Source organism: Erwinia sp. PsM31 (assembly GCF_030433775.1).
In the GTDB taxonomy this organism is placed as follows: Bacteria; Pseudomonadota; Gammaproteobacteria; order Enterobacterales; family Enterobacteriaceae; genus Erwinia; species Erwinia aeris.
Map to the genome: position 1 here is coordinate 211,366 of NZ_JARUWZ010000002.1, position 25,673 is coordinate 237,038.

23 protein-coding genes and 1 pseudogene are annotated in these 25,673 nt (G+C 50.5%); 15 read left to right on the forward strand and 9 right to left on the reverse strand.

Annotated features, from left to right (window positions below; all coding sequences use genetic code 11):
- Positions 1–22: 22 nt before the first annotated feature.
- The 3 genes from QCD69_RS02505 to QCD69_RS02515 all read left to right on the forward strand — a co-directional run bounded on the left by QCD69_RS02505 (position 23) and on the right by QCD69_RS02515 (position 2,663).
- Positions 23–1,126, forward strand: coding sequence for an alkene reductase (locus QCD69_RS02505; protein WP_301250903.1), 1,104 nt, complete (start codon positions 23–25; stop codon positions 1,124–1,126).
- Positions 1,127–1,183: 57 nt separating this feature from the next.
- Positions 1,184–1,927, forward strand: coding sequence for an SDR family oxidoreductase (locus QCD69_RS02510; protein ID WP_301250904.1), 744 nt, complete (start codon positions 1,184–1,186; stop codon positions 1,925–1,927).
- Between the two features lie 256 nt (positions 1,928–2,183).
- Positions 2,184–2,663 carry a glutathione peroxidase gene (locus tag QCD69_RS02515; protein ID WP_253454291.1) on the forward strand — a complete coding sequence of 160 codons (480 nt, stop codon included), beginning with the start codon at positions 2,184–2,186 and terminating at the stop codon, positions 2,661–2,663.
- Positions 2,664–2,825: 162 nt separating this feature from the next.
- Here the strand turns inward: QCD69_RS02515 and arsH are convergent, their stop codons facing one another.
- Positions 2,826–3,524 (reverse strand): arsenical resistance protein ArsH, encoded by a 699-nt coding sequence (arsH, locus tag QCD69_RS02520; RefSeq protein WP_301250905.1) that lies wholly within the window; start codon positions 3,522–3,524, stop codon positions 2,826–2,828.
- Between the two features lie 86 nt (positions 3,525–3,610).
- Between arsH and QCD69_RS02525 the strand changes: the two genes are divergently transcribed.
- Genes QCD69_RS02525 through arsC form a run of 3 tightly spaced genes read left to right on the forward strand, consistent with a single transcriptional unit; the run spans position 3,611 to position 5,703 of the window.
- Entirely contained in the window at positions 3,611–3,931 is a 321-nt protein-coding gene (locus QCD69_RS02525; RefSeq protein ID WP_301250906.1) for a transcriptional regulator, read from the forward strand.
- A 44-nt stretch (positions 3,932–3,975) separates the two neighbouring features.
- The gene (locus QCD69_RS02530; RefSeq protein ID WP_301250907.1) at positions 3,976–5,265 is read left to right on the forward strand and encodes an arsenic transporter; all 1,290 of its coding nucleotides are present in this window, start codon (positions 3,976–3,978) and stop codon (positions 5,263–5,265) included.
- A gap of 12 nt (positions 5,266–5,277) precedes the next feature.
- Positions 5,278–5,703, forward strand: a complete 426-nt coding sequence (gene arsC / locus QCD69_RS02535; protein ID WP_301250908.1) for a glutaredoxin-dependent arsenate reductase — start codon at positions 5,278–5,280, stop codon at positions 5,701–5,703.
- Between the two features lie 34 nt (positions 5,704–5,737).
- Here arsC and QCD69_RS02540 read toward each other — a convergent pair whose 3' ends face one another.
- A complete protein-coding gene (locus tag QCD69_RS02540) occupies positions 5,738–6,274 on the reverse strand; it encodes a GNAT family N-acetyltransferase (protein ID WP_301250909.1) in 537 nt (178 codons plus the stop codon).
- Between the two features lie 518 nt (positions 6,275–6,792).
- Positions 6,793–7,863 carry a LacI family DNA-binding transcriptional regulator gene (locus QCD69_RS02545; protein ID WP_253454293.1) on the reverse strand — a complete coding sequence of 357 codons (1,071 nt, stop codon included), beginning with the start codon at positions 7,861–7,863 and terminating at the stop codon, positions 6,793–6,795.
- A gap of 204 nt (positions 7,864–8,067) precedes the next feature.
- Between QCD69_RS02545 and QCD69_RS02550 the strand changes: the two genes are divergently transcribed.
- The 3 genes from QCD69_RS02550 (at position 8,068) to QCD69_RS02560 (ending at position 13,694) form a co-directional block, all read left to right on the forward strand.
- Complete coding sequence (locus tag QCD69_RS02550; RefSeq protein ID WP_301250910.1) at positions 8,068–11,175, forward strand: beta-galactosidase; 3,108 nt, start codon at positions 8,068–8,070, stop codon at positions 11,173–11,175.
- A gap of 54 nt (positions 11,176–11,229) precedes the next feature.
- On the forward strand, positions 11,230–12,495 hold the full coding sequence (locus tag QCD69_RS02555; RefSeq protein ID WP_253454295.1) for an MFS transporter: 1,266 nt from the start codon (positions 11,230–11,232) through the stop codon (positions 12,493–12,495).
- 200 nt (positions 12,496–12,695) lie between these two features.
- Positions 12,696–13,694 carry an aldo/keto reductase gene (locus QCD69_RS02560; protein ID WP_301250969.1) on the forward strand — a complete coding sequence of 333 codons (999 nt, stop codon included), beginning with the start codon at positions 12,696–12,698 and terminating at the stop codon, positions 13,692–13,694.
- 209 nt (positions 13,695–13,903) lie between these two features.
- On the opposite strand, the pseudogene QCD69_RS22945 reads toward QCD69_RS02560, so the two are convergent.
- From QCD69_RS22945 to QCD69_RS22950, 3 genes and pseudogenes are all read right to left on the reverse strand, one after another.
- A pseudogene (locus QCD69_RS22945) lies at positions 13,904–14,161 on the reverse strand (acetyl-CoA C-acetyltransferase); the annotation flags it as partial.
- Positions 14,158–14,571 carry a carboxymuconolactone decarboxylase family protein gene (locus QCD69_RS02570; RefSeq protein ID WP_253454298.1) on the reverse strand — a complete coding sequence of 138 codons (414 nt, stop codon included), beginning with the start codon at positions 14,569–14,571 and terminating at the stop codon, positions 14,158–14,160. The pseudogene QCD69_RS22945 and the gene QCD69_RS02570, both read right to left, overlap by 4 nt.
- Positions 14,568–15,107 (reverse strand): hypothetical protein, encoded by a 540-nt coding sequence (locus tag QCD69_RS22950; protein ID WP_441004972.1) that lies wholly within the window; start codon positions 15,105–15,107, stop codon positions 14,568–14,570. The genes QCD69_RS02570 and QCD69_RS22950 overlap by 4 nt, the downstream gene beginning before the upstream one ends.
- A gap of 241 nt (positions 15,108–15,348) precedes the next feature.
- Here QCD69_RS22950 and QCD69_RS02580 point away from each other — a divergent pair, with 241 nt between their 5' ends.
- From QCD69_RS02580 to QCD69_RS02595, 4 genes are all read left to right on the forward strand, one after another.
- Entirely contained in the window at positions 15,349–16,275 is a 927-nt protein-coding gene (locus tag QCD69_RS02580; protein WP_301250911.1) for a LysR family transcriptional regulator, read from the forward strand.
- 358 nt (positions 16,276–16,633) lie between these two features.
- On the forward strand, positions 16,634–17,524 hold the full coding sequence (locus tag QCD69_RS02585; protein ID WP_301250912.1) for an oxidoreductase: 891 nt from the start codon (positions 16,634–16,636) through the stop codon (positions 17,522–17,524).
- Positions 17,525–17,981: 457 nt separating this feature from the next.
- Positions 17,982–18,914, forward strand: coding sequence for a nucleoside recognition domain-containing protein (locus QCD69_RS02590; protein WP_301250914.1), 933 nt, complete (start codon positions 17,982–17,984; stop codon positions 18,912–18,914).
- A 194-nt stretch (positions 18,915–19,108) separates the two neighbouring features.
- A complete protein-coding gene (locus QCD69_RS02595) occupies positions 19,109–19,645 on the forward strand; it encodes a helix-turn-helix domain-containing protein (RefSeq protein ID WP_301250915.1) in 537 nt (178 codons plus the stop codon).
- A gap of 396 nt (positions 19,646–20,041) precedes the next feature.
- Here the strand turns inward: QCD69_RS02595 and QCD69_RS02600 are convergent, their stop codons facing one another.
- From QCD69_RS02600 to QCD69_RS02610, 3 genes are all read right to left on the reverse strand, one after another.
- Positions 20,042–20,281, reverse strand: a complete 240-nt coding sequence (locus QCD69_RS02600) for a YdgH/BhsA/McbA-like domain containing protein (RefSeq protein ID WP_301250917.1) — start codon at positions 20,279–20,281, stop codon at positions 20,042–20,044.
- A 306-nt stretch (positions 20,282–20,587) separates the two neighbouring features.
- Positions 20,588–21,580: a zinc-dependent alcohol dehydrogenase family protein gene (locus tag QCD69_RS02605; RefSeq protein ID WP_301250919.1), complete on the reverse strand. Its 993-nt coding sequence runs from the start codon at positions 21,578–21,580 to the stop codon at positions 20,588–20,590.
- 128 nt (positions 21,581–21,708) lie between these two features.
- Positions 21,709–22,629, reverse strand: coding sequence for a LysR family transcriptional regulator (locus QCD69_RS02610; RefSeq protein WP_301250972.1), 921 nt, complete (start codon positions 22,627–22,629; stop codon positions 21,709–21,711).
- A gap of 326 nt (positions 22,630–22,955) precedes the next feature.
- Here QCD69_RS02610 and QCD69_RS02615 point away from each other — a divergent pair, with 326 nt between their 5' ends.
- Positions 22,956–23,933, forward strand: coding sequence for an LLM class oxidoreductase (locus QCD69_RS02615; RefSeq protein WP_301250921.1), 978 nt, complete (start codon positions 22,956–22,958; stop codon positions 23,931–23,933).
- Positions 23,934–24,504: 571 nt separating this feature from the next.
- A complete protein-coding gene (locus tag QCD69_RS02620; RefSeq protein WP_301250923.1) occupies positions 24,505–25,431 on the forward strand; it encodes an MBL fold metallo-hydrolase in 927 nt (308 codons plus the stop codon).
- The last annotated feature ends 242 nt before the right edge of the window (positions 25,432–25,673 follow it).

Consider the following 25,673-nt stretch of genomic DNA (forward strand, 5'->3'; position numbering starts at 1 on the left):
GGTCAATTATTCAGGAGTAACCATGACTGACAACAGTACCCGAACCGATCTTTTCTCTCCCGTGACTATGGGGAAACTTCAGCTGGCTAACCGTATTATTATGGCGCCGGTAACCCGCAGCCGCTACGGTGAAGATGGCGTACCGAATGCGTTACATGCAACCTACTACGCCCAGCGCGCCAGTGCAGGACTGATTATTTCAGAAGCCACAAACATCTCAGCTCAGGGCCGCGGCTATGCAGCAACGCCAGGGATCTGGAGCGAAGAACAGGTGGCTGGCTGGAAAAAAGTCACTGACGCCGTTCATGCAGAAGGTGGAAAAATTGTCTGCCAGCTCTGGCACGTAGGCCGCTTTTCCAGCGTTGAGCTGCAACCCAACGGCGAGCGTCCGGTTGCGCCTTCTGCTATCAAGGCTGAAGGCCAGACGTATACCGTCAATGGCTTCGTGCCGGTTTCGACGCCGCGCGCGCTCGAAACCAGCGAAATTCCGGGGATTATTGAGCAATACAAACACGCCGCAAAAAACGCCCTTCGCGCAGGGTTTGACGGCGTGGAAGTGCATTCTGCAAACAGCTACCTGCTCGATCAGTTCCTGCGTGATTCAACTAATCATCGCACCGACGCCTGGGGCGGCTCGATTGAAAACCGCGCGCGCCTGACGCTGGAAGTCACTGAAGCGATTGTTAATATCTGGGGCAACGATCGCGTGGGCATTCGCCTGTCACCGGTTACCCCTGACGCAGGCAACACGCCGCCGGACAGTAACGTAATGGCAATGTATGGCTATCTGATCCAGCAGCTGAACCGCTTTAAGCTGGCCTATCTGCACTTTGTTGAAGGTGCAACGGCAACCTCCCGCGAGGTGCCTTCTGACGTGGATATGGATGCACTGAGCGCGCAGTTCGACGGTCTGTTTATCGGAAACAATAACTATGACCTGGAGATGGCCATCAGCCGCCGCAATGCCGGGCTTATCGATGCCGTCGCTTTCGGTCGCCTGTTCATTTCTAACCCGGACCTGGTTAAGCGACTGCGTTATGGCGCCGGGCTGACCATCGCGCCAAAAGAAGCCTATTACGGCGGCGGCGCGAAAGGTTACACCGACTGGCCGCAAGGAAATTACTGATCAATAAAAGCGGCGGGATCTTCCCGCTGCCTGTTCCTGACAGGGAAGGATAAGAAAATGAATTATTTGCAGAACAAAACGGCTGTTATTACTGGCGCGTCATCGGGCATTGGCGCCGCAACCGCGATGGAACTTGCGCGTCATGGCGTGAATATTGTTGCGGCCGCGCTGGATCAAAGCGGCCTTGATAAGCTGGTAAAGGATATTGAGTCCGCTGGCGGCCATGCTTCCGGTCTGGTGACGGATGTGACACATCTGGAAGATACAAAGGCGCTGGTCAAGCATGCTACTGAAACCTTCGGTACTGTTGATATCCTGATTAACAACGCCGGACTGATGCTGTTTTCAGCCTGGAGCGACATCGCGTGGGACGACTGGAACAAGATGGTCGACGTGAACATCAAAGGGTATCTGAACGCGATTGCGTCCGTCCTCCCGGTTATGCTCGACAAAAGTGACGGACAGATCCTGAACATGGCTTCTGTCGCGGGCCACCAGGTTGACGCCGGCGCGGGCGTGTACAGTTCGACCAAATTCTTTGTTCACGCCATGACGGAATCTATGCGTAAGGATCTGGGCGTGAATAAGGGCATCAGGGTAAATACCATCAGCCCGGGCGTTATTAACACGGGATGGGCTGACAAGGTGAGCGATCCGCAGGGGCGTAAGGCGGCACAGGAACTGACCAAAATTGCTATCAGCCCGCAGGATGTAGCAAATGCGGTTGTCTACGCCCTCAACCAGCCTGAGAATGTCACGGTCAACGATCTTATTGTCTCCCCTACGAAGCAGAACTGGTAAATCAATACTGGCAGCCTGCTGGCTGCCACTTCTGCTCTGACGTAACCGGGCCTGTATTGCCGACAGGCTCTGTCACCGGGCAGCATGATATCAATGCGGATAGTGTCGCCCAGCGTTCACTATATGCATATCCGATGCGGGCCTTGCGTCCCCTGCGTGGCGGAAACAGACATGAAAAATATGCCATTCTGCTCGACAGGCAACTATCCTGTCTTACACAAGCCATCTGCAATATGAGAATTCTGAGGGCGTCGATATGACCACGTTTTACCAACTTACCGCCACCAGCCTGAGTGGCCAGCCGATCCCTATGGCCGACTACGCTGGCAAGCTGGTGCTCGTGGTCAATACCGCCAGCCATTGTGGCTTTACGCCACAGTACGCGGGCCTTGAATCGCTCTATAAGCGGTACGCCGCCCAAGGGCTGGTGGTGCTGGGTTTTCCCTGCAATCAGTTTGGTAAGCAGGAACCCGGCAGTGCTGACGACATCGCGCAGACCTGCCACATCAACTATGGCGTGAGCTTTCCGATGTTTGAGAAAGTGGCGGTCAACGGCGCCCTGGCGCACCCGGTGTTTCGTTACCTGAAAGCCGAATTGCCCGGCGTGCTGGGTGGGCGAATCAAATGGAACTTTACTAAGTTCCTGATCGGACGCGACGGCAAACCACTTAAGCGTTTTGCACCGATCTCTACCCCAGAGAAAATGGAAGCCGCGATCCTTGCTGCACTGGAATAAGCGCTTCAGTTAAATTATAAAGGCTGTGCGGCAGCCTTTATAAGGTAGCGTAGCGATAATAGAAATGATAAGTGTGAGTTCAACGGGTCGATGCAACGCTATCCTTAATCAAGGGGCGGCATTACTGAAACCCCATGTTGTGAATTAACAACAAGAGAAATGTTATATTTTTTCCTGATTAACGCGAGATGAAAGCTCCTGATGGCTTTCTTTTCGTTCGCTGTAGCGATCGGCAAGGTAACCCATTTGCCCCTTGAGCAGCAGCGTGATTTTAAACAGCTCCTCTGCAACATCAACAATACGATCGTACCAGGACGAGGGTTTCATCCGCCCGTCCTCATCGAATTCCTGCCAGGCTTTGGCCACTGAAGACTGGTTAGGGATGGTGAACATCCGCATCCAGCGCCCCAAAATGCGCATCTGGTTCACGGCATTGAAGGACTGAGAACCGCCGCAGACTTGCATAACCGCAAGGGTTTTTCCCTGGGAAGGACGAACGGCTCCTTCGCTTAAGGGTATCCAGTCGATCTGCGCTTTCATTACTGCGCTCATTGCCCCATGCCGCTCCGGGGAACTCCACACCATCCCATCACACCATCTGACCAGCCCGCGCAACTCGACGACTTTAGGGTGCGTATCCGGAACATCATCCGGTAGGGGTAGCCCTGATGGGTTAAACAGTCTGACCTCCGCCCCCATTGCAGTCAGAAGGCGGCCCGCCTCTTCTGCTGCAAAACGGCTGTAGGAACGCTCTCTTACTGATCCATAGAGAATCAGAATGCGTGGCGGCTCCTGTAGCTGCAGGTGTTCAGCGATGTGCTGATCAAAGCAATCAGCATTCAGGGCAGGAAATTGTTCCATTTTTTCTCCTTTGGAAGGATGTGGCGATTTTAAACTTAACACATATGGTTTAGCATATGTGCATGCTAAAGGAAACGGAGTAAAAAATGCTACAGCCTGTTCAGCTTTTTAAAATCCTGTCGGATGAAACCCGCCTTGCCATTGTTATGCTGCTCAGGGAATCAGGCGAACTGTGCGTCTGCGATATCTGCGCGGCAACCATCGAATCACAGCCTAAAATATCGCGCCATATGGCTATTCTGCGCGAGGCAGAACTTGTTCTTGACCGTAGAGAAGGCAAATGGGTTCACTACCGCCTGTCACCGCACATACCGGCATGGGCGGCTGAAACGATAACGGCATCCTGGCAGTGTATGCGGGAAGATGTGCGTGAATGGCTGACAAAATCAGCTGACACCTCCTGCTGATATAATCAATCACATACATATAAACATATATAAAGGAGTCTAAAATGCTTCTGGCAGGGGGTATCTTTTTACTGACGCTGATACTGGTCATCTGGCAACCTAAAGGGCTAAGTATTGGCTGGAGCGCAAGTATCGGAGCCGTGCTGGCGTTGCTAACGGGGGTTATCCACATTGATGATATCCCTGTTGTCTGGAATATTGTCTGGAATGCGACGGCGGCATTCATTGCTGTGATCATTATCAGCCTGCTGCTCGATGAGTCCGGCTTCTTTGAATGGGCTGCGCTGCATGTCTCACGCTGGGGCAATGGACGTGGCCGACTGCTGTTTACGTGGATACTATTGCTCGGTGCTGCTGTTGCAGCGTTGTTTGCCAACGATGGCGCAGCGCTAATCCTGACCCCGATTGTGATTGCGATGTTGCTCGCGCTGGGGTTCAGCAAAGGCACGACATTGGCCTTCGTCATGGCTGCGGGGTTTATCGCGGACATCGCCAGTTTGCCGCTGATCGTCTCTAACCTGGTGAATATTGTCTCAGCGGACTTCTTCGGCCTCGGTTTTACGCAGTACGCCTCTATTATGGTACCCGTTGACCTGGTAGCCATTGCAGCCACGCTAATCATGCTGCATCTTTTTTTTCGCAGAGATATCCCGGCGACATATGACATTTCACTGTTAAAGACACCAGCCAGTGCAATTAGGGATCCGGCGACGTTCAGGGCTGGCTGGGTAGTACTACTATTCCTTCTGGCGGGGTTCTTTGTACTGGAGCCGCTAGGCATCCCCGTTAGTGCGATAGCTTCAGCTGGCGCAGCAGCGCTGTTTATTGTGGCTAAGCGAGGGCATGCGATTAATACCGGGAAAGTGCTGCGAGGCGCGCCCTGGCAAATCGTGATTTTCTCACTGGGCATGTATCTGGTGGTCTATGGCCTGCGCAATGCGGGGCTCACGGGGCATCTTTCAGGCGTGCTGAATGTGCTGGCAGATAAGGGCTTATGGGCGGCCACGTTTGGTACTGGCTTTCTGACTGCGTTCCTGTCATCGATCATGAACAATATGCCGACAGTGCTTATTGGTGCGCTGTCGATTGACGAAAGTGCAGCGACCGGCATCGTCAAAGAGGCGATGATTTATGCCAACGTGATTGGCTGCGATTTAGGCCCTAAAATAACACCAATAGGCAGCCTGGCCACCCTGCTATGGCTTCATGTGCTGGCACAGAAAGATATGACCATCACCTGGGGATATTACTTCCGCACCGGCGTTATCATGACCCTGCCTGTGCTGTTTGTCACTCTGGCCGCGCTGGCGTGGCGACTCTCTGTCACTTTGTAATGAGATAATGATATGAGCAATATTACCATCTATCACAACCCGGCCTGTGGCACCTCACGTAATACGTTGGAAATGATCCGTAATAGCGGTAACGAACCGACCATTATTTATTACCTCGACACCCCACCGACCCGTGATGAGATTATTAAACTTATTTCAGATATGGGGATTACGGTACGCGCATTGCTGCGAAAGAACGTAGAACCTTATGAGACACTGGGGCTTGAAGATGAGTCATTTACTGATGAACATTTGCTCGATTATATTCTTCAATATCCGATCCTGATTAACCGTCCGATAGTGGTGACACCACTAGGAACACGGTTGTGCCGTCCATCAGAAGTAGTGCTGGATATTCTCCCCGATGCGCAAAAAGGCACGTTCGTAAAGGAAGATGGCGAGAAAGTCGTAGATGATGCCGGTAAGCGACTGAAATAAACACCAAGGGGGTGAATGCCCCCTAACTCCTGCCTCAGGGCAAAATACCTGAATCCCCTGGCAGTGTGCTGCTCCCTTCGCCCAGGTTCCGTTGCATTAATACCGTGTCGAGCCAACGGCCATGCTTAAAGCCTATATCTTTCAGCGTGCCGATTTCAGTAAAACCAACCTGCTGATGGACTTTTAGCGAACCTTGGTTATTACTGTCGCCGACAATGGCAATCATCTGCCGGTAGTCGTGAGCTTCTGCCCAGGCAATGACATGCCGCAGCAACGCTTTTCCCACGCCCTGACGCTGCGCAGCCGGATCAATATAAATTGAATCTTCGAGGGTGTGGCGGTAGGCATAGCGTTCACGGTAGTGGGTGAGATAACAATAACCTATGACCTTTTCTTCATGTAGCGCGACCACATACGGCAGCCCCTGACTGCGGATTTTGCTCAGTCGGGCAAACATTTCATTGATATCTGGTGGTTCAGTTTCAAAGCTAGCGGTACCGTGAGTAACATGATAAGCATAAATTTCGCATATGGCGGAAATATGCTTTTCTTCTGCATTAACGATTTTCATTGGCCTGTTCCTGTAGGCAATTTTTTCAAGACTATCTGAAGAGCCAGAGATAAGGTAAACGTAAAAGCTTATGGCCCGGTAAAATAGGTCAAGGGAAGATAAAAAATTATCAGGAGAAAATTCTCCCGAATTTCGAGACGATATGGCTGTCCTGAGGGTTTAATAGCGGGCCTTTAAACGTACAAGCCAGATATGCTGTCAGATCAGACGTGGTCAGACAGACTTTATGACCACATTTTATCAGTGATACTGCGACTGATGCTACAACGATAATCTGCCAGCCCATTGTTGGAACAGTTATTATTTATGAGCAGATATGTACCCTCCTCGCTCATAGTGCACTAAGCATTATGCAATAATGCCTGGCAGCGGGCATTGTTTACGCCGTGCAACGTTAATCTATAAAATCACGACATTACTCACGACGCTATATGAGGTAGTAACCTGAGCAGGCGCTTGTTACTGCCGCAACCGGCCAATACGCCTTTCTGCTGCAAGGCTAAATAGACGCGGAAAATTCACAACCTTTCCACCAGCGTTTTTAATTGGGCAATCACTGCCCCCTTCTCATCCTCGTTTTCTCCGCCGCAGGGCCAGGTTGACTGCCGGACAATCAAACGCGTCGGCAGCAGCTCACGGATGCGCATCTGCGGTGCGGCCATCTTCTGAACTAACAGCTCAACGGCTTTTTTCCCTAACTTATCGAAATCCTGCGCAACGGTTGTTAACGGCGGCTGGAAATAGAGGCTGTCCGCCGTATCGTCATAGCCGGTAACGGAAACCGCCCTGCTGCCGGTGCGATTAAGCTGTGCCAGCGCGCTCAGCACCCCGAGCGCCATTTGATCGTTCGCGACGACGATCGCGCTAATGCGCGGCTGCTGATGCAACAGCTCAAAGGCTTTGTGCCAGCCGCTGGCCGCGCTCCAGTCGCCAAAGACCGTCACCGCGTTGCTCACCCCAAGCCGGTGCAAGGCTTCGCGCCAGCTGCTTAACCGCATTCGCGCCGAGACGGAACTCTCTGGCCCGGCAAGCAGACCGAACTCCCGATGCCCCAGCGTCCAGAGATGGTTGACGCAGGCGCCGCAGCCGTCCAGATGATTAAACCGCACCGAGCAGACATCGGTTTCCGGCGAAATATCTAAAAACAGACAGCTAATATCCGGGTTCTCACTGACCAACTTTTCCGCCAGGCTGCTTTCCAGGGGAAGATTGATGATGGCGCCACGGATATTCTGCGCGCGAAACTCATGCAACCGTGCCTGAAGAGAAGCGTAATCGGCCGTTACCGGCATCGCGATAGCAACCTCCAGCTGATGCGCGCCCGCGTGACTCTTTATCGCGGCGGCGATTTGCGAAGGAGCATGCAGCGTTAACGACGCGGTAATCAACCCAATCGACGGCGCCGATTTCCCCGCCAGCAACTGTGCCGAACGGTTAGGCACGTAGTGCAACGCCTGCATGGCGTGGATGACTTTGTCACGGGTTCGTTCAGAAACCACATCAGGCCTGTTCAGCACGCGCGAAACCGTCTGTTGTGATACACCGGCCTCACGAGCCACATCTTCCAGAGTTGCCATACGCCGCTGCATCTTCTTTTCCTCTGTCCTCTGCCCTGAATGTCTTGCGCTAACATTTACTGTCTAAAATACGACAAAAAATGGCTGTTTCTATCCTGTTTCGTGATCGCCAATGAGTTTCAATCTCAGCAATATTGCGGCTACTAACAAAATATCTGATAACACACTCCATCTTGTCTGGCGAATGACATTTACTTTTAGCTATCAGGTAGACCTATGCGCAATCACGACGGCCATGCCCCCCACAGCGTTTCGTTTCATGACGTGCTTGCACGTGAAGACTGGCAAAACCAGACCATTACGCACCTGAACCGTTTACCGGCCCATGCGCCTTTCTCCAGCTGGCGCGATCTTCGCGCGGCAAGGGAAAATCAGACCTCATCACACCGCCGTCAGCTGGATGGCCAGTGGCAATTCACTTATGCGCGCAGCCCGTTTGAGGTGGACGCCAGCTGGCTGGAAAGCGATCTGGCGGAGAGCCGTCCTACGCCCGTGCCTTCGAACTGGCAAATGGAGGGTTACGACGCGCCAATCTATACCAACGTGCGCTATCCCATCGATACCACGCCGCCGCGCGTGCCGGAAGAGAATCCGACCGGCTGCTACTCGCTGACGTTTAACGTGGAGGAGAGCTGGCGGGACGAAGGTGAAACGCAGATTATCTTCGACGGTGTAAACTCCGCCTTCCATCTTTGGTGCAATGGCAAATGGATCGGTTACTCGCAGGACAGTCGCCTGCCTGCGGCCTTCGATCTCAGCGCCGCGCTTCAGCCGGGCGAGAACCGCCTTTGCGTTATGGTGATGCGCTGGAGCGCGGGCACCTGGCTTGAAGATCAGGATATGTGGCGGATGAGCGGCATCTTCCGTTCAGTATGGTTGCTGAATAAGCCGTCGCTGCACCTGAGCGATGTTCAGCTTACGCCGCAGCTTGATGCGCTTTATCGCGACGCTGAGCTGGAGGTGAATGTCACCGTTGCTGCTCCGGAACGGCTGCTTGAAAAACTGACGGTCAACGTGGAGCTGTGGCATGACGCGCAGCGGGTCGCCAGCCACCAGCAGCAGCCCGGCTCGCCAGCCATTGACGAGCGAGGCAACTATGCAGAACGCGCCATGATGCGCGTTCCCGTGGAGCGTCCGGCGCTGTGGAGCGCGGAAACGCCGAACTGCTATCGGGCCGTCGTCTCGCTGTGGCACGGCGATAAGCTGATCGAGGCCGAGGCCTGGGATATTGGTTTTCGCCGGGTTGAAATCGACAATGGCCTGCTGAAGCTAAACGGTAAACCGCTGTTGATCCGTGGCGTTAACCGTCACGAGCATCACCCTCAGCGCGGCCAGGTCGTTACAGAAGAGGATATGGTGCAGGACATTCTGCTGATGAAGCAGAACAATTTTAACGCCGTTCGCTGCTCGCACTATCCCAACGCGCCGCGCTGGTATGAACTCTGTAATCGCTATGGCCTGTATGTGGTCGACGAGGCCAATATCGAAACCCACGGCATGGTGCCGATGAATCGTCTTTCCGACGATCCGGCCTGGCTGCCGGCCTGGAGCGCCCGCGTCACGCGGATGGTGCAAAGCAATCGCCACCACCCGTCGATCGTTATCTGGTCGCTGGGCAATGAATCCGGCGGCGGCGGCAATCACGAAGCCATGTATCACTGGCTCAAGCGTAACGATCCGTCACGCCCGGTGCAGTATGAAGGCGGCGGCGCGGACAGCACGACCACCGATATTATCTGCCCGATGTACGCCCGCGTGGAAAACGATCAGCTCATTCCGGCCGTGCCGAAATGGGGCATTAAAAAGTGGATCGGTCTGCCCGGCGAGCAGCGCCCGCTAATCCTTTGTGAATACGCTCATGCCATGGGCAACAGCCTGGGCAACTATGCCGACTACTGGCAGGCGTTTCGTGATTACCCACGCCTGCAGGGCGGCTTTGTCTGGGACTGGGCCGATCAGGCGATTAGCAAAACCTTTGACGACGGCAGCATCGGCTGGGCCTACGGCGGTGATTTTGGCGATAAGCCCAACGATCGCCAGTTCTGCATGAACGGGCTGGTGTTCCCTGACCGCCGCCCTCACCCGTCATTAATTGAGGCCAAACACGCGCAGCAATACTTCCAGTTTGCCCTGCTGTCGCAACATCCGCTGCGCATCAGCATTGTCAGCGAGTATCTGTTCCGTCCGACGGATAACGAGGAGCTGCACTGGCAGGTTCAGGCAGCCGGTGAAACCATTAGCAAAGGCAGCACAACGCTTGCACTGCGGCCTGAAGGCCAGAGCGAGCTGACGCTGCTGGAGGAACTGACGTTGCCCGCCGGGGCCGAAGAGGTCTGGCTGACGCTGGAGGTTATCCAGCCGCAGGCCACCGCCTGGTCCGCTGCCGGGCATCGCGTTGCCTGGCAGCAGTTTGCGCTCGCCGCCCCATTGGTGTTGCATGCGCCTCAGCCAGCAGGCGATGCGCCAGAGCTTGAACGCAGCGACAGCGCCTGGACGGTGCGCAGCGGCTTACAGCAGTGGGTAATTGACCGTCAAAGCGGACTGTTGACGCACTGGGAAGTGAACGGCGTGGAGCAGCTGCTGACTCCGCTGCGCGACCAGTTCGTGCGCGCGCCGTTGGATAACGATATTGGCGTAAGCGAAGTGGAGCGTATCGATCCCAACGCCTGGGTTGAACGCTGGAAAAGCGCGGGCCTGTACGACCTCACCGCTCGCTGCGTACAGTGTGACGCGCAGCGTCTGGCCCATGAGGTGGTCATCGACAGCTGCTGGCACTACCTGAGCGGGGAAGAGGTGGTGATTATCAGCCACTGGCGGATGACCTTCGACGCGCAGGGCAAGCTGCATCTGACCATTGACGGCGAACGTGCCGCCACCCTGCCGCCGCTACCGCGCGTCGGGCTGACTTTTCAGGTGCCGGATCAGAATAAACCGGTTTCATGGCTGGGATTCGGCCCGCATGAGAACTACCCGGATCGTCGTACCAGCGCCTGCTTCTCTCGCTGGGAACTGCCGCTGGAGGAGATGAGCACGCCGTACATTTTCCCGACCGAAAACGGACTGCGCTGCGACACCCAAGCCCTGGACTGGGGGCGCTGGCATGTGGCGGGCGATTTTCACTTCTCCGTACAGCCCTACAGCACCGCGCAATTAATGAAGACCGATCACTGGCACCGGATGCAGCCGGAAAACGGCGTCTGGATAACCCTTGACGGCCGGCATATGGGCGTTGGCGGCGATGACTCCTGGACGCCCAGCGTATTGCAGCAGTGGCTGTTGCTTGAAACGAAATGGCACTACCAGTTAACGATGCATTTCCAATAATAATCGGGGGCGCAGGCCCCCGGCTTATCGGCATAACCAGATGGAAAAGTCGCCATGAAACTCTCTGCACTCGCCCCAAGAGAACGTCATAATTTTATTTACTTTATGCTGTTCTTTTTCTTTTACTATTTCATTATGTCCGCGTATTTCCCGTTTTTTCCGGTCTGGCTGGCGGAAGTTAACCATCTGACCAAAACAGAAACGGGGATTGTTTTTTCCTCTATTTCACTGTTTTCGATTGTCTTCCAACCGGTATTTGGGCTGATTTCCGATAAGCTGGGGTTACGTAAACACCTGTTGTGGACAATCACGGTCTTACTGGTGTTGTTTGCGCCCTTCTTTATTTTTGTTTTGTCGCCTCTGCTGCAAATGAATATTTTCGTCGGCGCGCTGGCTGGCGGTATCTATTTGGGGGCCGTTTTCTCCAGTGGCTCCGGGGCGGTAGAAGCCTATATTGAACGCGTCAGCCGCGCTAACCGTTTCGAGTACGGCAAAGTTCGCGTTTCCGGCTGTATCGGCTGGGCGCTGTGTGCCTCCATCACCGGCATTCTTTTTGGCATAGATCCTAATATTACTTTCTGGATCGCCTCCGGTTTTGCCCTGGTGCTTGGCGTACTGCTCTGGGTGTCACGCCCGGAAGGCAGTAACAGCGAGCGGGTTATCGAGGCACTGGGCGCCAACCGCCAGGCCTTCTCGCTGCGCACCGCCGCCGAGCTGCTGCGGATGCCGCGCTTCTGGGGTTTTATTGTTTACGTGGTTGGCGTCGCCAGCGTCTATGACGTTTTCGACCAGCAGTTCGCCAATTTTTTCAAAGGCTTTTTCTCCAGCCCACAACGCGGCACCGAAGTGTTTGGCTTCGTGACTACCGGTGGAGAATTGCTCAACGCCTTGATTATGTTCTTCGCCCCCGCCATTGTGAACCGCATTGGCGCGAAGAATGCCCTGCTGATCGCAGGCGTTATTATGTCGGCACGTATTCTGGGATCGTCTTTTGCTTCATCGGCCGTGGAAGTTGTTATCTTAAAAATGCTGCATATGTTTGAACTGCCGTTCCTGCTGGTGGGCACTTTTAAATATATTTCCTCCGCATTTAACCCAAAGCTTTCGGCAACGTTGTTCCTGATAGGCTTTAATTTATCGAAACAGCTCTCGGGCGTGGTGCTGTCGGCATGGGTAGGCCGGATGTATGACACCGTTGGTTTCCATCAGGCTTACCTTGTGCTGGGCTGTCTCACCTTAAGCTTTACCGTCCTTTCCCTGTTTACGCTGAAAGGAAGTAAAACCCTGCTCCCCTCCACCAGCTATAACAGCGCTGCCTGATAATAAACGCCCGTGTTGTTTAACGGGCTTTTAACTTGTCGATCCGAATAAAGACAGAATCAGATTATGAGAATTTAACTGCAGTGGCTAACCCGCCATGTGGTTCTTCTGACCTGATACTTTTTTTGTATAACCAAAATAACAATTCATTAACCGCAATCAAGGTGGAACAATTAAAAAATTCAGAAAAAGGAGAGATTATGTATACCCGAAATTTATCCCAGGATTTTACAGTCAGCGCTGTCGGCTATGGGGCCATGGGCCTGAGCGAATTTTATGGTCAGACAGATGACAAGGCTTCTCTACAGCTGCTCTATAACCTTATTGACCTGAATATTACGTTAATTGATACCGCTAACCTGTACGGGCGAGGCCACAATGAACGACTTATTGGTCACTTTCTTGCCGGGCTCGATAAGGCCACACGCCAGCAGTTTAAAATTGCCACAAAGTGCGGGATCGATCGCTCCCCTGACGAATCTTATGCCCGCACCATTAACAATCAACCCAATTATATTACCCGCTGCTGTAATGAATCCCTTAAAAGACTTGGCATTGAGCGGATCGATCTGTTTTATCTTCACAGGGTCAGTCAGGCTACACCTGTTGAAGAGAGCATGGAATGCCTGAGCCGTCTCGTCAAAGAAGGTAAGATCAACCATATTGGACTCTGCGAGGTTTCCGCTTTAACCCTGCGCCGCGCCCATGCTGTACATCCTCTCACAGCCCTGCAGACGGAATATTCATTGTGGACACGCGATATTGAAGATGAAATTCTCCCGACAGTGAAAGAGCTGGGTATTGGTCTGGTTCCTTATTCTCCGCTGGGCAGAGGCTTTCTGACCGGGAAATACCGTAAAAACAGCGATTTTGCGGAAGGTGATTTCCGTAAAAATAATGCGCGATTTATTCAGTCCAGCCTCGATCATAACGCCCAGCTTCTTGACGTTATGCAGCCGCTTGCTGAAAAATACAGCTGCACCACAGGTCAGATTGCGCTAGCCTGGCTGCTCGCGCAGTACGATAAGCTGGTACCGATTCCCGGTACCAGGCACATCAATTATCTGAGCGAAAATGCGCTCGCGGCCGACATCGTTCTGGACAACTCAGATATTGCCTTGCTGAACAATATTCACCAGCGTATTGAGATCAAAGGCGAACGGTATTCAGAGGAAGGCATGAAAGGCGTTAACGCCTGAAATCAGCCCTTATAATCAAAAAACCGGATCATGCCGGTTTTTTGTTCTTAACCAGCGCAGCTGCTGTAGAGCTGATATTTTTAGCGATAAACGCTCAGCGCTATGCCTTCACCACCATAAATGCCGTTTTAATTTCTGAGTTAGCAAACACGCCCTGTGAGGCCAGAACCGGCAGTCCTCTTGCCGTAGCAGTAGATCCACAGACCTTCTTTATTAATGGTCAGGCATTGCGTTGTAACAGGCAGTCCGGCATTCAGTGCGGCCTGACGTGCTGGATTCTGGCCGCAGCCAGCCGTCAGGGCCTGCCCCATAATGACCTGAGAAATTTCACCAATTTTCACGTCCAGGTCTTCAAGAAGCGCACGAATGATGCGGCTTCCAGGCTCGGCGGCGGAATGATCCGACAGGGAGCCCAGGAACGTGCCCGTTGCCGTGCGTTTTGCAGAAACAATGACTACTTCGCTTATGAGTTTTCCTCTTTCAGGCCGGGCAAAGTATGGCCTGTCGCCGCCATAGCAGCGCGGTAGGCCGTCAAACCATTCATACAGGCCGGTACGCCGGCATAGACGGCCATCTGTATCACAATTTCAAGTAGCTCTTCAGGGCTGACGCCAGTGTTAAGCGCGGCTCTCATGTGTAACTCAAGCTGCGGCATAGCGTTACCCAGCGTCACAAGCGATGCAACGGTCAGCATTTCCCTTGTTCTAAGTTCCAGACCGGGGCGGCCAACCACAGCGCCAAAAGCGTAATCGGTGATCAAAGCCGGTAAGGTGGCGTCAAGTTCATTCAGTCGTCCGGTGACTTTATCGGCAAGACCGGGCTCAAGGCGGTTCATAATATCTCTGCCATAATGTGTCAGATTACTTATTTGACTCATAAGGTTTCTCCATGATGGTTAGTGCTGACGTAGCGCGCGTTGGGATTGCGGCTACGAGCAAAACAGAAAGCCCGATAGCTGCACCTGCTACGATACAAAGTAGCTGGATTGAAAAAGCGGATACCATCCAGGCACTGGCAGACGCTCCGACACCAATAGCGATATTGAAAAATGATACGTAAATTATCTTTATTATCCCTTACGACATTAAAAATGGTTTCATCACGCCACTGCCGATATTTTTGATAATTATGCGCAGGAACTTCAACATGGCGCAGCTGAATATATTTTGTTTCGGGGAGGTCTTTTTTATTATCGAAAGGAGATTCAACAAACTTGAGAAGCTCCCTACGAATATCTGCAGAAAGAACGTCAGCAAAGCGATAAAACATTGACTCCATTTCTTCTTCTGTCCATGATATTTCTTTAATATCGTTAAACGAACGGAGTTCCAATAGTTCATTCACACCCTGCTCTTCACAAAGAAAATAGCGCGTACTTTTAGTGCTTTTTAATGATGAGAAAAAAATCAGCATAAATATTATTTTTTAACGGGAAGCGCGACACCAGCACATAGTTAGATGACATTCTTATCTCCCTGATGATTTTGATTAATTTAGAGAGGAATCTAACAGCCTTTGACACAAATGGAATTGTTAAATGTGTAATATAATTTTTGTATTGCTGTAAGGCGCGTTTTTGTGATATGAATTTCGTTTTATATCTGGCTGTATCAAAAGGGTGTAGAATAATTTTTTGACTGACAGGATGGAATCTATGGCCACTGCAGGACACCTAATCAACAACAACCTCCCCAGCGTTAAACAGCTCCAGTGCTTTCTTGCTGTTGCTCATGAGCTGAACTTTCGCAGGGCTGCCGAACGGCTCAAAATGACCCAGCCGCCGTTAACCCGACAGATTAAGCGCCTTGAAGCTGTACTGGACAGGCAGCTATTCAGCCGCAGTACACATGATGTCAGCCTGACGGAAGCTGGCCGTGCATTGGTAATAAAAGCAGAAAGGATCCTTCAGGAACTTAATGAACTGAAAACACATTCACCTTCTTCGAAGGAAAGCCTGCGCATTGGCCTTACCCGAACGCTCAATTTTGAATTAATTGATCCCGTCAGCAAGCAGCTTATTAAACTGCATGCTAAAGACGACGTTGAAACGCCTAATCTGACATCTGCGCAGCTGCTTCAGTGCCTGTCGAAAAATACGCTTGACCTCGTGCTTACGGGCGAAAAAGGTATCGGTCATGAAGATACCGTCCAGTATCTCTGGGTTTGCCGTGAACCCCTGCTGATAGCTATGCCAGCCATGCACCCAGCCAGTATGAAACAAAAAGTATCACTCGAAGACGTCAGTGATTTACCGCTCTTCTGGTTTGCAAGAAGCGCGAACCCATCATTTTACGACAAATGTGAAAGTTATTTTGATCTACTGAAAACTCCATTAAAAAGAGTGAAAGAGCCGGACGATTCACTCGTTATGCTCACTCACATCGCAAGGGGAAAAGGGTTTGCTCTGATGCCGCAGTCCAAATGCACCTTTAATCAGGAAGGGCTTTGCTACCGGGCGCTAACAGACTATGAATCGCAGAAACTGAACATCGATATTTATGCTGCAACCAGGCTAAACGATAAGCGGGAGACCGTACTAAATGCCCAGGATATACTATGTGATAATAATCTTGCCGACTGAAATAATATTCGGCCACCCCGAATTGAAGTCACAGGTAAGTTATTTCAAATAAAGCTTAGTTTATCGCGACTGCTCATATTGCGTACTCAACCATAACGGTTAAGTCATGGGGTAATCACCTTAAGCTTTACCGTCCTTTCCCTGTTTACGCTAAAAGGAAGTAAAACCCTGCTCCCCTCCACCAGCTATAACAGCGCCGCCTGATAATAAGCGCCCGTGTTGTTTAACGGGCTTTTATTGGTTTGGCGCTGGCTCGGGCGATCCATTTTCCGACAAAGCGCGTATGCTGAGAAAACCCTGGCGTGCGTAGCGATGGTAATCGGCGCGCCGATCGTTGACGAACAAGGGAGAAGATAAAATGGCTGACCGTCCTGGCATTGCCCTGCTTGGCCCTGGCGCTATCGGTACGACCCTCGCAGCGGTACTACATGAGGCAAACCGCACGCCAGTGCTTTGCGGGCGCAGCGCGCATGCGCAATTAATTCTTCGTGATGATGAAAGAGAAACTGTCGTACCGGGGCCGGTATTAACTGATAGCGCCTCCGTCCATCAGCCGTTCGATTTGGTGTTCGTGGCGGTAAAAACTACCCAGGTAGCCGACTGTGCGGACTGGCTGGCCGCACTCTGTGATGAAAACACGGTGGTGTGCGCATTGCAAAACGGCGTGGAACAGAAAACCCTTCTGGAGCCTTGGGTCAACGGTGCCACCGTAGTGCCTGCGGTAGTATGGTTCCCGGCCCAGCGAGAACCGGATTTCTCCGTCTGGCTGCGAGCCAAACCGCGCCTGACGCTGCCGGATAGCCCGCAGGCAAAAAAAGTAGCGGCCAGCCTGAGCGCAACCCGCTGCGTCGTTGATCTGTCGAGCGATTTTATTTCCATCGCCTGGCGTAAGCTGCTACAGAACGCGGTAGCCGGTCTGATGGTGCTTGCTAATCGTCGTGCCGGGATGTTCTCGCGCAGAGATATCACCGAGCTGGCGCTGGCTTATCTGCGTGAATGTCTGAAGGTAGCTCGCGCGGAAGGAGCTATTCTGAACGACAGCGTTCCCCAGGAAATTGTGGACGGTTTTCATCATGCTCCTGCGGATTTAGGCACCTCAATCCTTGCGGACCGACAGGCTAACCGCCCGCTGGAATGGGAAATCCGCAACGGCGTGATAATGCGCTATGGCCGCACCCATGGTATTCCTACGCCCATCAGCGACGTGCTGGTGCCGCTATTGGCAGCGGGAAGTGAGGGGCCGGGTTGATTCAGGAACAAGCGCAAGTTTCACGCCTGTTGATATCAGGTAGTCTTTGACGTGAGCTAAAGTGCTTCCTGCACGAGGTGGAGCCCGGAACCAGTATTATGACAAGCTGAAATTATGCTTTCGAAAAGCAGGCTATCGTTGGTTTCCATACGGGGAGGCCTGGAGCATGCCTGAGGGCATTCACTTCACGCAGAACAACCTCCTTTTGAACCATCCGCGTTTAACAGAGTTATTAGCCGGATAAAGGCTCTGAATGCTCATCTCTTTACTCATTGATCGGTTCAGGGGATTATTAACAAATGAATAAAAGACAAGTCCCCTGCCTTTAATAATAAAAATCACCAGATAATTATTTTACGTAAAAATATCGAGGTGTTTTTAAAAGCGCAGCACACTATGAAATATGCATCACTGTAAGTTGAGTTAAGGTTCCTTTATTATTTTATCGGAGCCAGTTATGGACATCATCGGAATCATCATGTCAGCGGGAAGAACTTCCGTTGACGTCGCTTTATATACGTTAATACCTGTCATGGTGGTGATGCTTATCATCATGAAGTATCTGGAGCAGAAGGGAGTACTGGACGCAATTGTTCGCCTGATGACTCCCATACTTAAGCCATTTGGTGTAACAGGGCTGGCAATCTTTGCGCTTATTCAGCTTAACTTTGTGAGTTTCGCTGCCCCTCTGGCCGCCCTGGCTATCATGGAAAAACGCGGTACTTCCGACAGGCATCTTGCTGCCACGCTGGCTATGCTTTTTGCTATGGGACAGGGCAACGTATTTTATCCTCTTATCCCGGCAGGATTACACTGGGGTCAAGCACTGATTATTTCGGTAGTCGGGGGCCTTGCTGCTGCTGCCTTTACCTGGCATCTGACTGCCCGCAGGCTATCAGATAAGGAGGTGAAACGTGAAGATGCTGAAACTCAGCATAGAAAATCATCTCAGGGTTTGATTGGCGTGATTAACAGCGCAGGATCAGATGCTATCAGATTGGCACTGGGCTCTGTACCTATGCTTATTCTGTCTTTGACTGTCGTCGGCATACTGAAAGCAAGTGGTGCTATTGAAGGGTTAACTACGCTGGTAGCGCCGGTACTGGCACTTTTCAACATATCTGACATTTATGTTATGCCTGTGCTAACGAAATTCCTTGCTGGCGGAACGGCGTATTACGGTGTAATGACTGACATTATCCATAAGGGGCTGATGACCACACAGCAAATTAATGCTTCTGCCGGATTTCTTATCCAGACATTTGATTTACCGGGTATCGGTATTTTCCTGGGGATTGCCAGCCGGTTTGTGCGGTTATTCCGCTACGCCTTGCCAGGCGCACTGATTGGCATCATGATCCGTGGTGTGATCCATGTAAGCATCAGTTAAAGTCTGTCGCCGGGGCGGAAAACCTGTACGCCTGCCCTGGCGTTTATTGGTACCAGAATGATAATAAAGTGGTTCCTTTAAAGGCATATTTCTGTCCCGCCTGAATCAATAGAATAAAAATCAAACTGCCCGTTGCTCAGAAAGGCACAGTGGCAGGTAAACCTGATTTACTGCTAATTTCAGACGGTGATTAAATGTCCTTACATACTGCAGCTCATTCTGTTAACTACTCATCCTGCATAGGTTCTGACCTTCTGTATTGTGACCCTGACGCATTTTGTACCACGGGTGGCAGAGAGGGCTTAAAGCCCACCGCCAATCCTCACTCCCTTCGTTCCTCTGCCATAATGCGCGGTGTTGTCTGCGATACGCTGAACTGGATTGAAGCCAATCTTGATAATGACCTTCATATAGTTCAGCTGGCCGATCGCTCGGGCTACACCCGCTGGCATTTTCAGCGTCAGTTTAAAGAGATAACAGGACGCTCTATATCAGAGCATGTCAGGATCCGTCGTTTGGTCCGGGCCGCTGAGGCTATTATGTATACCGCTGGGCGCTTAATGGATATTGCCTGTGACTATGGATATACCAGTCAGCAGGCTATGTCTCGTGTTATACGTTCGGCATTTGGTATGACGCCAACAGAGCTGAGGAACCGCGCTAATGCACATCACTGTACTGAAGAAATCAAAAGCGACCTGGATGCACTGAAGCTCCGGGGCTTACAATAAATTTTAACAGGGAGTCGCAAAGACTCCCTCTGTACTACTCAGTCCTGATCCCTCTGCGCGCGACTTTATATCCATTACTCGTCCCTTTGCCTGTTAATTTTTACCTGGCAATGTCAGTTGCTTTTGATTGACAACTGAGGGTATTCCCTTACCAGCCTTTTATCCTGCGGATAAATCATCAGATATTCAGAAAGTCCGTGCCAGGGGAAACCAGTCCTGCCAAAAAGTCATTGCGGTGGTTTACTGAGGGATTAATAAAATAAAACTTTAATAAAATACCCGTACTCTGCCAAGAGCAGGTTAAGGAGCATTAACTTTCGCCCAGCTAAATATAGCGGAATTATGTAAAGCGCTTACATTATTAAAAAGCCCGGCAGTTGTGCCGGGCCGGAGATGCTATTTGTAAATTATCGCCGTTCCATAATAACGATTTCCGCCGTATGCAGAAGTGACTTTAAGATCCTTAGCGCCTGCTTTCGTCGCTGCCGTTTCAAGGGCGCCAGTCATTTCATCAAGGGTGGTACCCCACGCAGATACATGACCAGCAGGTGAAGTTTTAATGTTTTCTGCTGCATTAGCAGTAGCAAATGCAGATGAGACCAGCAGTGATACAAGTACTGAATTACGGAGTTTCATGGTATTACCTCAATTATTTTTGTTGTTATAATTTTATGAGGTAATGCATATGAGATAAACAAGTAAAAAAGAAATTCATAGTTATGGGTTTCAGAAACAATGAATGAAGATAACGGTATTTATAGGCTTTTAAAATTCTTACGGATTGTGTTATTTATATCCTGGTGTTGATTTGAATGATTTCGGGCGCGAATTTTGATCGATTTTAATATTAAAAAAAAGCCCGTGAGACCTTCTGTCTCCGGGCAATTTATCGCTTGCTTTACTTGTTATAATACGCTTCTTTTTTATGCAGGGTGGAGGAAATTAATTAACAGTTACTACAATTTTGCCTACCTGACCATTTGCTTCCATATAACGCTGTGCATCGGCAATATCTTCAAGAGTAAAAGTTTTATCGATGACAGGTTTAAGTTTGCCTGAGCGCAAACCTTCAGTGACAAATGCTTTAGCACGAGCCATTTTTTCAGGGTTTGTGGTGATCTCAAAGAGTTCGTAACCACGGAGGGTGAGATGTTTGCCCAGAATATCGAAAACAGGTACAAGCATGTCACGGCTATCAAGTGCGCCATACTGGAAGAACATCCCCAATGGTGCCATCACCTGGGTCAGCTTAGCGACGTCCGGGCCACCAACGGGGTCGAAGACGATGTGAGCACCAACGTTATTTGTCTCACGATTAATCTCCGCGACCATATCCTGTTCAGCCGTCGCAATGACGGCTGCAGCGCCCGCCTTAAGAAGCAGATCGCGTTTTTCGCTGGTGCGGGTCAGTGCAATGGGTTTAGCGCCCAACATATTGGCAATCTGAATGGCTGCAAGGCCAACGCTGCTGGAAGCAGCACGAATGATCACGTTTTGACCAGCCTGAAGGTTGCCATATTCTACCAGCGCGCCAAACGCTGTGACATACATCATCCAGCTTGCAGCGGCTTGTTCAAATGACAAATTTTCTGGGTGCTTAACAACCGCATGAACAGGCGCATTCACGATCTCGCCATACATACCGTATTCGTTAAACATAAAGGATGGGATCACGCTGACAGGATCGCCTTTGGCAAAGTCTTTCACATTTTCACCTACGGCCTCAACGGTACCAGCTGCTTCATAACCGAGTCGTGCTGGAAACACGGGTTCGATAACATACTGACCATTGCGATACATGATCTCAGCCCGGTTCAGGCCAATAGCCTTAACGCGGATCTGGACTTCATTGGCTGACGGAGCCGGAACCTGAACATCGACAACTTCCAAAACTTCCGGTCCACCTGTACGGTTAAACGTTACTACTTTTGACATAATCAGGCCTCGTGAGTGGGGGGCGGCTTCAGGCGTGTGTGGTAAAGCACGCCCGTTTCATCTGCCGATAATTTACGCGCTTATAAAACGTATAAAAATAGGTATTCAGGAACTTCAGTATTATCCAATCAGTAACAATCAACCATTGACCTGGCCTGTTGAGAAAACAGTTCGCTGAACCAATCGATGAAGACCCTGACCTTCGGAGAGAGATATTCCCTGTCCGGATACATGACTGAGACAGGCTTGGAGACGGGTGGATACTGAGTCAGTATTTCGACCAACTCACCCGCATCGATATGAGGTTTAAGCGCAGGATAAGTCGCCTGAATGATACCCAGGCCGGACAGGCCACAGCTCAGTAATATGTCTGAGTTGTCTACAAGCATACTGCTGGCAGAACGTTGCGAAACGACGATATTTTTATCGATGAATTTCCACTCCATAACCTCACGGCTATGGTCACTGAAGAAATTTACTGCCTTATGGTTTTGCAGATCGTCTAATGACTCAGGGTTGCCATGGGCCTCAAGGTAAGCCGGAGAAGCACAGGTCACCATGCGGATCTCTCCGAGTCGTTTCGAGATAAAGCTCGAATCCTGTAACTCGCCCAGCCGTACCACACAATCCACCCCTTCGGTAATGAGGTCCGTTTTCTTGTCGGAGGAAAGCAAAACGACTTCAATATCCGGGTATTTTTCTTTGAACTTTATAAGATGCGGAATCAGGATGGCATGCGCTAATGAAAGTGGCACGTCCAGCCTCAGACGCCCACGAGGAGGCAGCGTCGTTGAAAAACTGGCCATCATGTCATTCACTTCAGAAAGGATAGTTTTTGAACGATGGTAGAATTCTTCGCCTTCTGCGGTAACGCTGAGTTTTCGAGTGGTGCGGTGGATTAACTTAACACCAAGATCGTCTTCAAGATGTTGAATGGCTTTGCTCACCGCAGGGCGATGTAATTGTAGAAATTCAGCCGCTTTGGTGAAGCTCCCTTGCTCAACGACTTGCATAAAAATATTAATATATTCAATCATCTTTGAACGCATATTACCGCCTGAAATTGTTGTTCTTGCGTCAGTCATATTCACTGATCCACGGAATTTTAAACCTGATTATTCCATGAGCGTAGTGTAAGGCATGCGTCAGAGACGGCATGATCTCCTGTGCTTTAATACGACAAGCTGTCAGGCCTTAACATAGTCAGCATTGTTATTTTTAAGGAAAAAGTGAAGTACTCTTTGAGTAATTTTTGCTCTTCATTTGCTGAATTAAAATGCCATTCCTGCCGCTATGCTGCGGTACTCAAAAACCTGAAACAGGTGCTGGCCTCCGGAAACCTTCCGTTTAAAGCCTGTCAGATAAGGAAATGAAAATGCATTACGTCTCCGGTCTTAAATTGAAACCTGAGCTCCAGACACATCCCGGGTTTAGCCGGGTCTTTCAGCCAGGCAAGCTCACGTTTGGTTTTATCATGCCTCTTGTGGGATATCCTGACTCACCCTTTCCGCTGCTGGAAGATCATCAGAAAATGGCTCAACTGGCAGATAAACTGGGATTTTCAGCGCTATGGATGCGAGATATTCCTTTCTATGATCCGTCTTTCGGCGATACCGGGCAGGTTTTTGACCCAATGGTATACCTTGGATTTCTTGCCGCTGTCACACGTAATATTGCGTTGGGAACTGCTGGCATAGTCCTTCCGTTGCGCGAGCCTCTGATTGTAGCGAAGCAGGCAGTGTCAGTAGACCAATTGAGCCATGGCAGGCTAATCCTGGGGCTATCCAGCGGCGATCGTCCCGCTGAATATCCGGCGTTCGGCGCTGATTTTGACAACAGAGCTGAAAGGTTCAGAGAGGCTGTTAATCTCATACATCGGGTCACGACTGAAAGCTTCCCTCATATCGATACGAAGCATTACGGCAAATTAAAGGGCATGCTTAATCTTGTTCCCTCCCCACGGGCAGGAAGAATTCCTACACTGATTGTTGGTCGTGCACAGCAGGATATAGACTGGCTGGCGGCGAATAGCGATGGATGGATATGGCATCGCGGAAGCTTTAACCAGTTACCTGAAATTGTAAATACATGGCATCAGAACCGTCCGGATGAATATTTCCGGCCCTATGGATATGGTACTTTTTTTGATCTGGCCGAAGATGCAAATGAGCCGGTTCGCCAGAACTGGGGTGGGATCCGTGCGGGCAGAAATGCGTTAATTGCCATGTGGAAAAAGCATGAGTCAGCGGGTGTTAACCACGTTGCACTTAACCTAAAAACATTACAGCGGCCAGCAGAAGAAGTGCTTCAGGAACTGGCTGAATATGTGCTGCCTCACTTTAAAAATGACTAATAACAGCATGCTGATTAACTCTCTTTTCGGGCTGACGCCGCATACTCTCAGATGACAGAGATCCTGCAAATTCCTGACTGTAAAATTATGACTGATTGCAGCCCCAAAGCAACGCTTGAAAAGCCATTATTTAACAGGAGAACCTCAGAGTATGAAAACATAACGATTCTACAGGTTTTTAACTTCTTTCAGCACTTGTGGGAAAAATCGCTTCAAAAATCATACAAGAGGAAAATGAAAAATTCACGCCAGTTAATAAACGACATGACATGTGGTAAGGGATATGAAAGTAATATCACCACTTAAACATTATTATTTATCGGCCCTTCCCTTTATTTGACAAATATTCGTAGAGCACTAATGTTTTTTAAGCTTTACCTCAGGCAGGAACCAACCAACCTCGCCTGAAAAAACCAATTAAATCAAAAAGATATGCACAACCCCATTCAGAGGTTGATTGGTATTAAATTTAATAACTTAGTATAATCAAAATCCTGTCTTCTGACATTCAGGACAAGCGGATATATTTCTCACCACGGAAATCATTCCGACCCTAAATAAGAGAGACATTATGAGTATCATTAAAAAACCTGCGCGTGATTTTTCTTCCCTTGAGCAGTCGGCTGGATTTCAGCGTCGTATTCTGGGTGATTACACTATTACCGCAGTTTATGACGGCATTGTAGCAATTAATCCTGAAGCATTCGCAGGCGTTACTGATGATAAACGCCAGGCCGCCCTGCAGCGTCAGTTGCACCCTGTAACCGGTGAAATTGATACTTCGGTTAATGCATTTATCGTTGATACCGGTTCAAAAATCGTTCTGATTGACGCGGGCTCAGGTAATAAATTCGGGCCGACCATGGGCCGTCTTGAAAGTAGCATCAGAGCCTCTGGTTATTCTCCTGAAGACATTGATGCGGTTCTGATTACCCATCTGCATCCGGATCACGTTGGCGGCATTTCTGATGATAATGGTAATGCAACCTATCCAAACGCAACTGTCTGGGTGCCTGAAGCTGATGCTGAATTTTGGCTGGATTCAGCAACGACTGCAAAAATTCCGGAAATGCAGCACTGGTTCATCGATGTTGCACAAAACGCTACCGCGCCCTATATCAAAGCTGGCCGTTTCCAGACTTTTGAAAATGGAGACGACCTGCTAAATGGTCTGGTGAAAGTGATTGGCCTGCCGGGTCACACGCCAGGGCATTCCGGCTTCCGTATTGAATCTGCTGGTGAAACTATTTTGTTCTGGGGTGACATCACTCACTTACCAGCAGTGCAGTTGTCTCATGCTGAAGCGACGATTAATCTGGACATTATTCCGGAAAAAGCAGTGAGTTCACGAGAGTGGGCTCTGAAGGAAACGTCGTCAACGGGTATCTGGATCGGCGCGGCGCACCAGGCATTTCCGGGAATCGGTCGTCTGCGCCAGGACGCAGAGGGTTACACCTGGATTGGCAGTGAATATGCCTGGCTGACCGCACGCGGCTAAGTAATTATCAGCCCCAACGATGATTAAGCAAAGGGCCCGTCTGTGTGGAGATGAGGCCCTTTTTGCATAGGGTAATTTTCATTGTTAATACAGTAGCAGCAGTAAAATTCCTGCTGTAAATGGCGATTTACATTCTCTCTGTTTCCTTCAGCTATCCGGCTGGTGCAACACTGTTTTACTCTTCCTGAAGATCAAAGACGCCAACATCCTGAAGGCGCCCTCCGGTTCCCTTGCGCGGCCGG

What these genes read in the sequence shown, in the direction of transcription:
- QCD69_RS02530 (WP_301250907.1), top strand. Translation starts at nt 3,976, where the DNA reads ATGCTTCTGGCAGGGGGTATCTTTTTACTGACGCTGATACTGGTCATC.
- QCD69_RS02580 (WP_301250911.1), top strand. Translation starts at nt 15,349, where the DNA reads ATGGCCACTGCAGGACACCTAATCAACAACAACCTCCCCAGCGTTAAA.
- arsC (WP_301250908.1), top strand. Translation starts at nt 5,278, where the DNA reads ATGAGCAATATTACCATCTATCACAACCCGGCCTGTGGCACCTCACGT.
- QCD69_RS02510 (WP_301250904.1), top strand. Translation starts at nt 1,184, where the DNA reads ATGAATTATTTGCAGAACAAAACGGCTGTTATTACTGGCGCGTCATCG.
- QCD69_RS02540 (WP_301250909.1), bottom strand. Translation starts at nt 6,274, where the DNA reads ATGAAAATCGTTAATGCAGAAGAAAAGCATATTTCCGCCATATGCGAA.
- QCD69_RS02505 (WP_301250903.1), top strand. Translation starts at nt 23, where the DNA reads ATGACTGACAACAGTACCCGAACCGATCTTTTCTCTCCCGTGACTATG.
- QCD69_RS02550 (WP_301250910.1), top strand. Translation starts at nt 8,068, where the DNA reads ATGCGCAATCACGACGGCCATGCCCCCCACAGCGTTTCGTTTCATGAC.
- QCD69_RS22950 (WP_441004972.1), bottom strand. Translation starts at nt 15,107, where the DNA reads ATGCTGATTTTTTTCTCATCATTAAAAAGCACTAAAAGTACGCGCTAT.
- QCD69_RS02600 (WP_301250917.1), bottom strand. Translation starts at nt 20,281, where the DNA reads ATGAAACTCCGTAATTCAGTACTTGTATCACTGCTGGTCTCATCTGCA.
- QCD69_RS02615 (WP_301250921.1), top strand. Translation starts at nt 22,956, where the DNA reads ATGCATTACGTCTCCGGTCTTAAATTGAAACCTGAGCTCCAGACACAT.
- QCD69_RS02555 (WP_253454295.1), top strand. Translation starts at nt 11,230, where the DNA reads ATGAAACTCTCTGCACTCGCCCCAAGAGAACGTCATAATTTTATTTAC.
- QCD69_RS02610 (WP_301250972.1), bottom strand. Translation starts at nt 22,629, where the DNA reads ATGCGTTCAAAGATGATTGAATATATTAATATTTTTATGCAAGTCGTT.
- QCD69_RS02560 (WP_301250969.1), top strand. Translation starts at nt 12,696, where the DNA reads ATGTATACCCGAAATTTATCCCAGGATTTTACAGTCAGCGCTGTCGGC.
- QCD69_RS02590 (WP_301250914.1), top strand. Translation starts at nt 17,982, where the DNA reads ATGGACATCATCGGAATCATCATGTCAGCGGGAAGAACTTCCGTTGAC.
- QCD69_RS02545 (WP_253454293.1), bottom strand. Translation starts at nt 7,863, where the DNA reads ATGCAGCGGCGTATGGCAACTCTGGAAGATGTGGCTCGTGAGGCCGGT.
- QCD69_RS02620 (WP_301250923.1), top strand. Translation starts at nt 24,505, where the DNA reads ATGAGTATCATTAAAAAACCTGCGCGTGATTTTTCTTCCCTTGAGCAG.
- QCD69_RS02585 (WP_301250912.1), top strand. Translation starts at nt 16,634, where the DNA reads ATGGCTGACCGTCCTGGCATTGCCCTGCTTGGCCCTGGCGCTATCGGT.
- QCD69_RS02570 (WP_253454298.1), bottom strand. Translation starts at nt 14,571, where the DNA reads ATGAGTCAAATAAGTAATCTGACACATTATGGCAGAGATATTATGAAC.
- QCD69_RS02525 (WP_301250906.1), top strand. Translation starts at nt 3,611, where the DNA reads ATGCTACAGCCTGTTCAGCTTTTTAAAATCCTGTCGGATGAAACCCGC.
- QCD69_RS02515 (WP_253454291.1), top strand. Translation starts at nt 2,184, where the DNA reads ATGACCACGTTTTACCAACTTACCGCCACCAGCCTGAGTGGCCAGCCG.
- arsH (WP_301250905.1), bottom strand. Translation starts at nt 3,524, where the DNA reads ATGGAACAATTTCCTGCCCTGAATGCTGATTGCTTTGATCAGCACATC.
- QCD69_RS02595 (WP_301250915.1), top strand. Translation starts at nt 19,109, where the DNA reads ATGTCCTTACATACTGCAGCTCATTCTGTTAACTACTCATCCTGCATA.
- QCD69_RS02605 (WP_301250919.1), bottom strand. Translation starts at nt 21,580, where the DNA reads ATGTCAAAAGTAGTAACGTTTAACCGTACAGGTGGACCGGAAGTTTTG.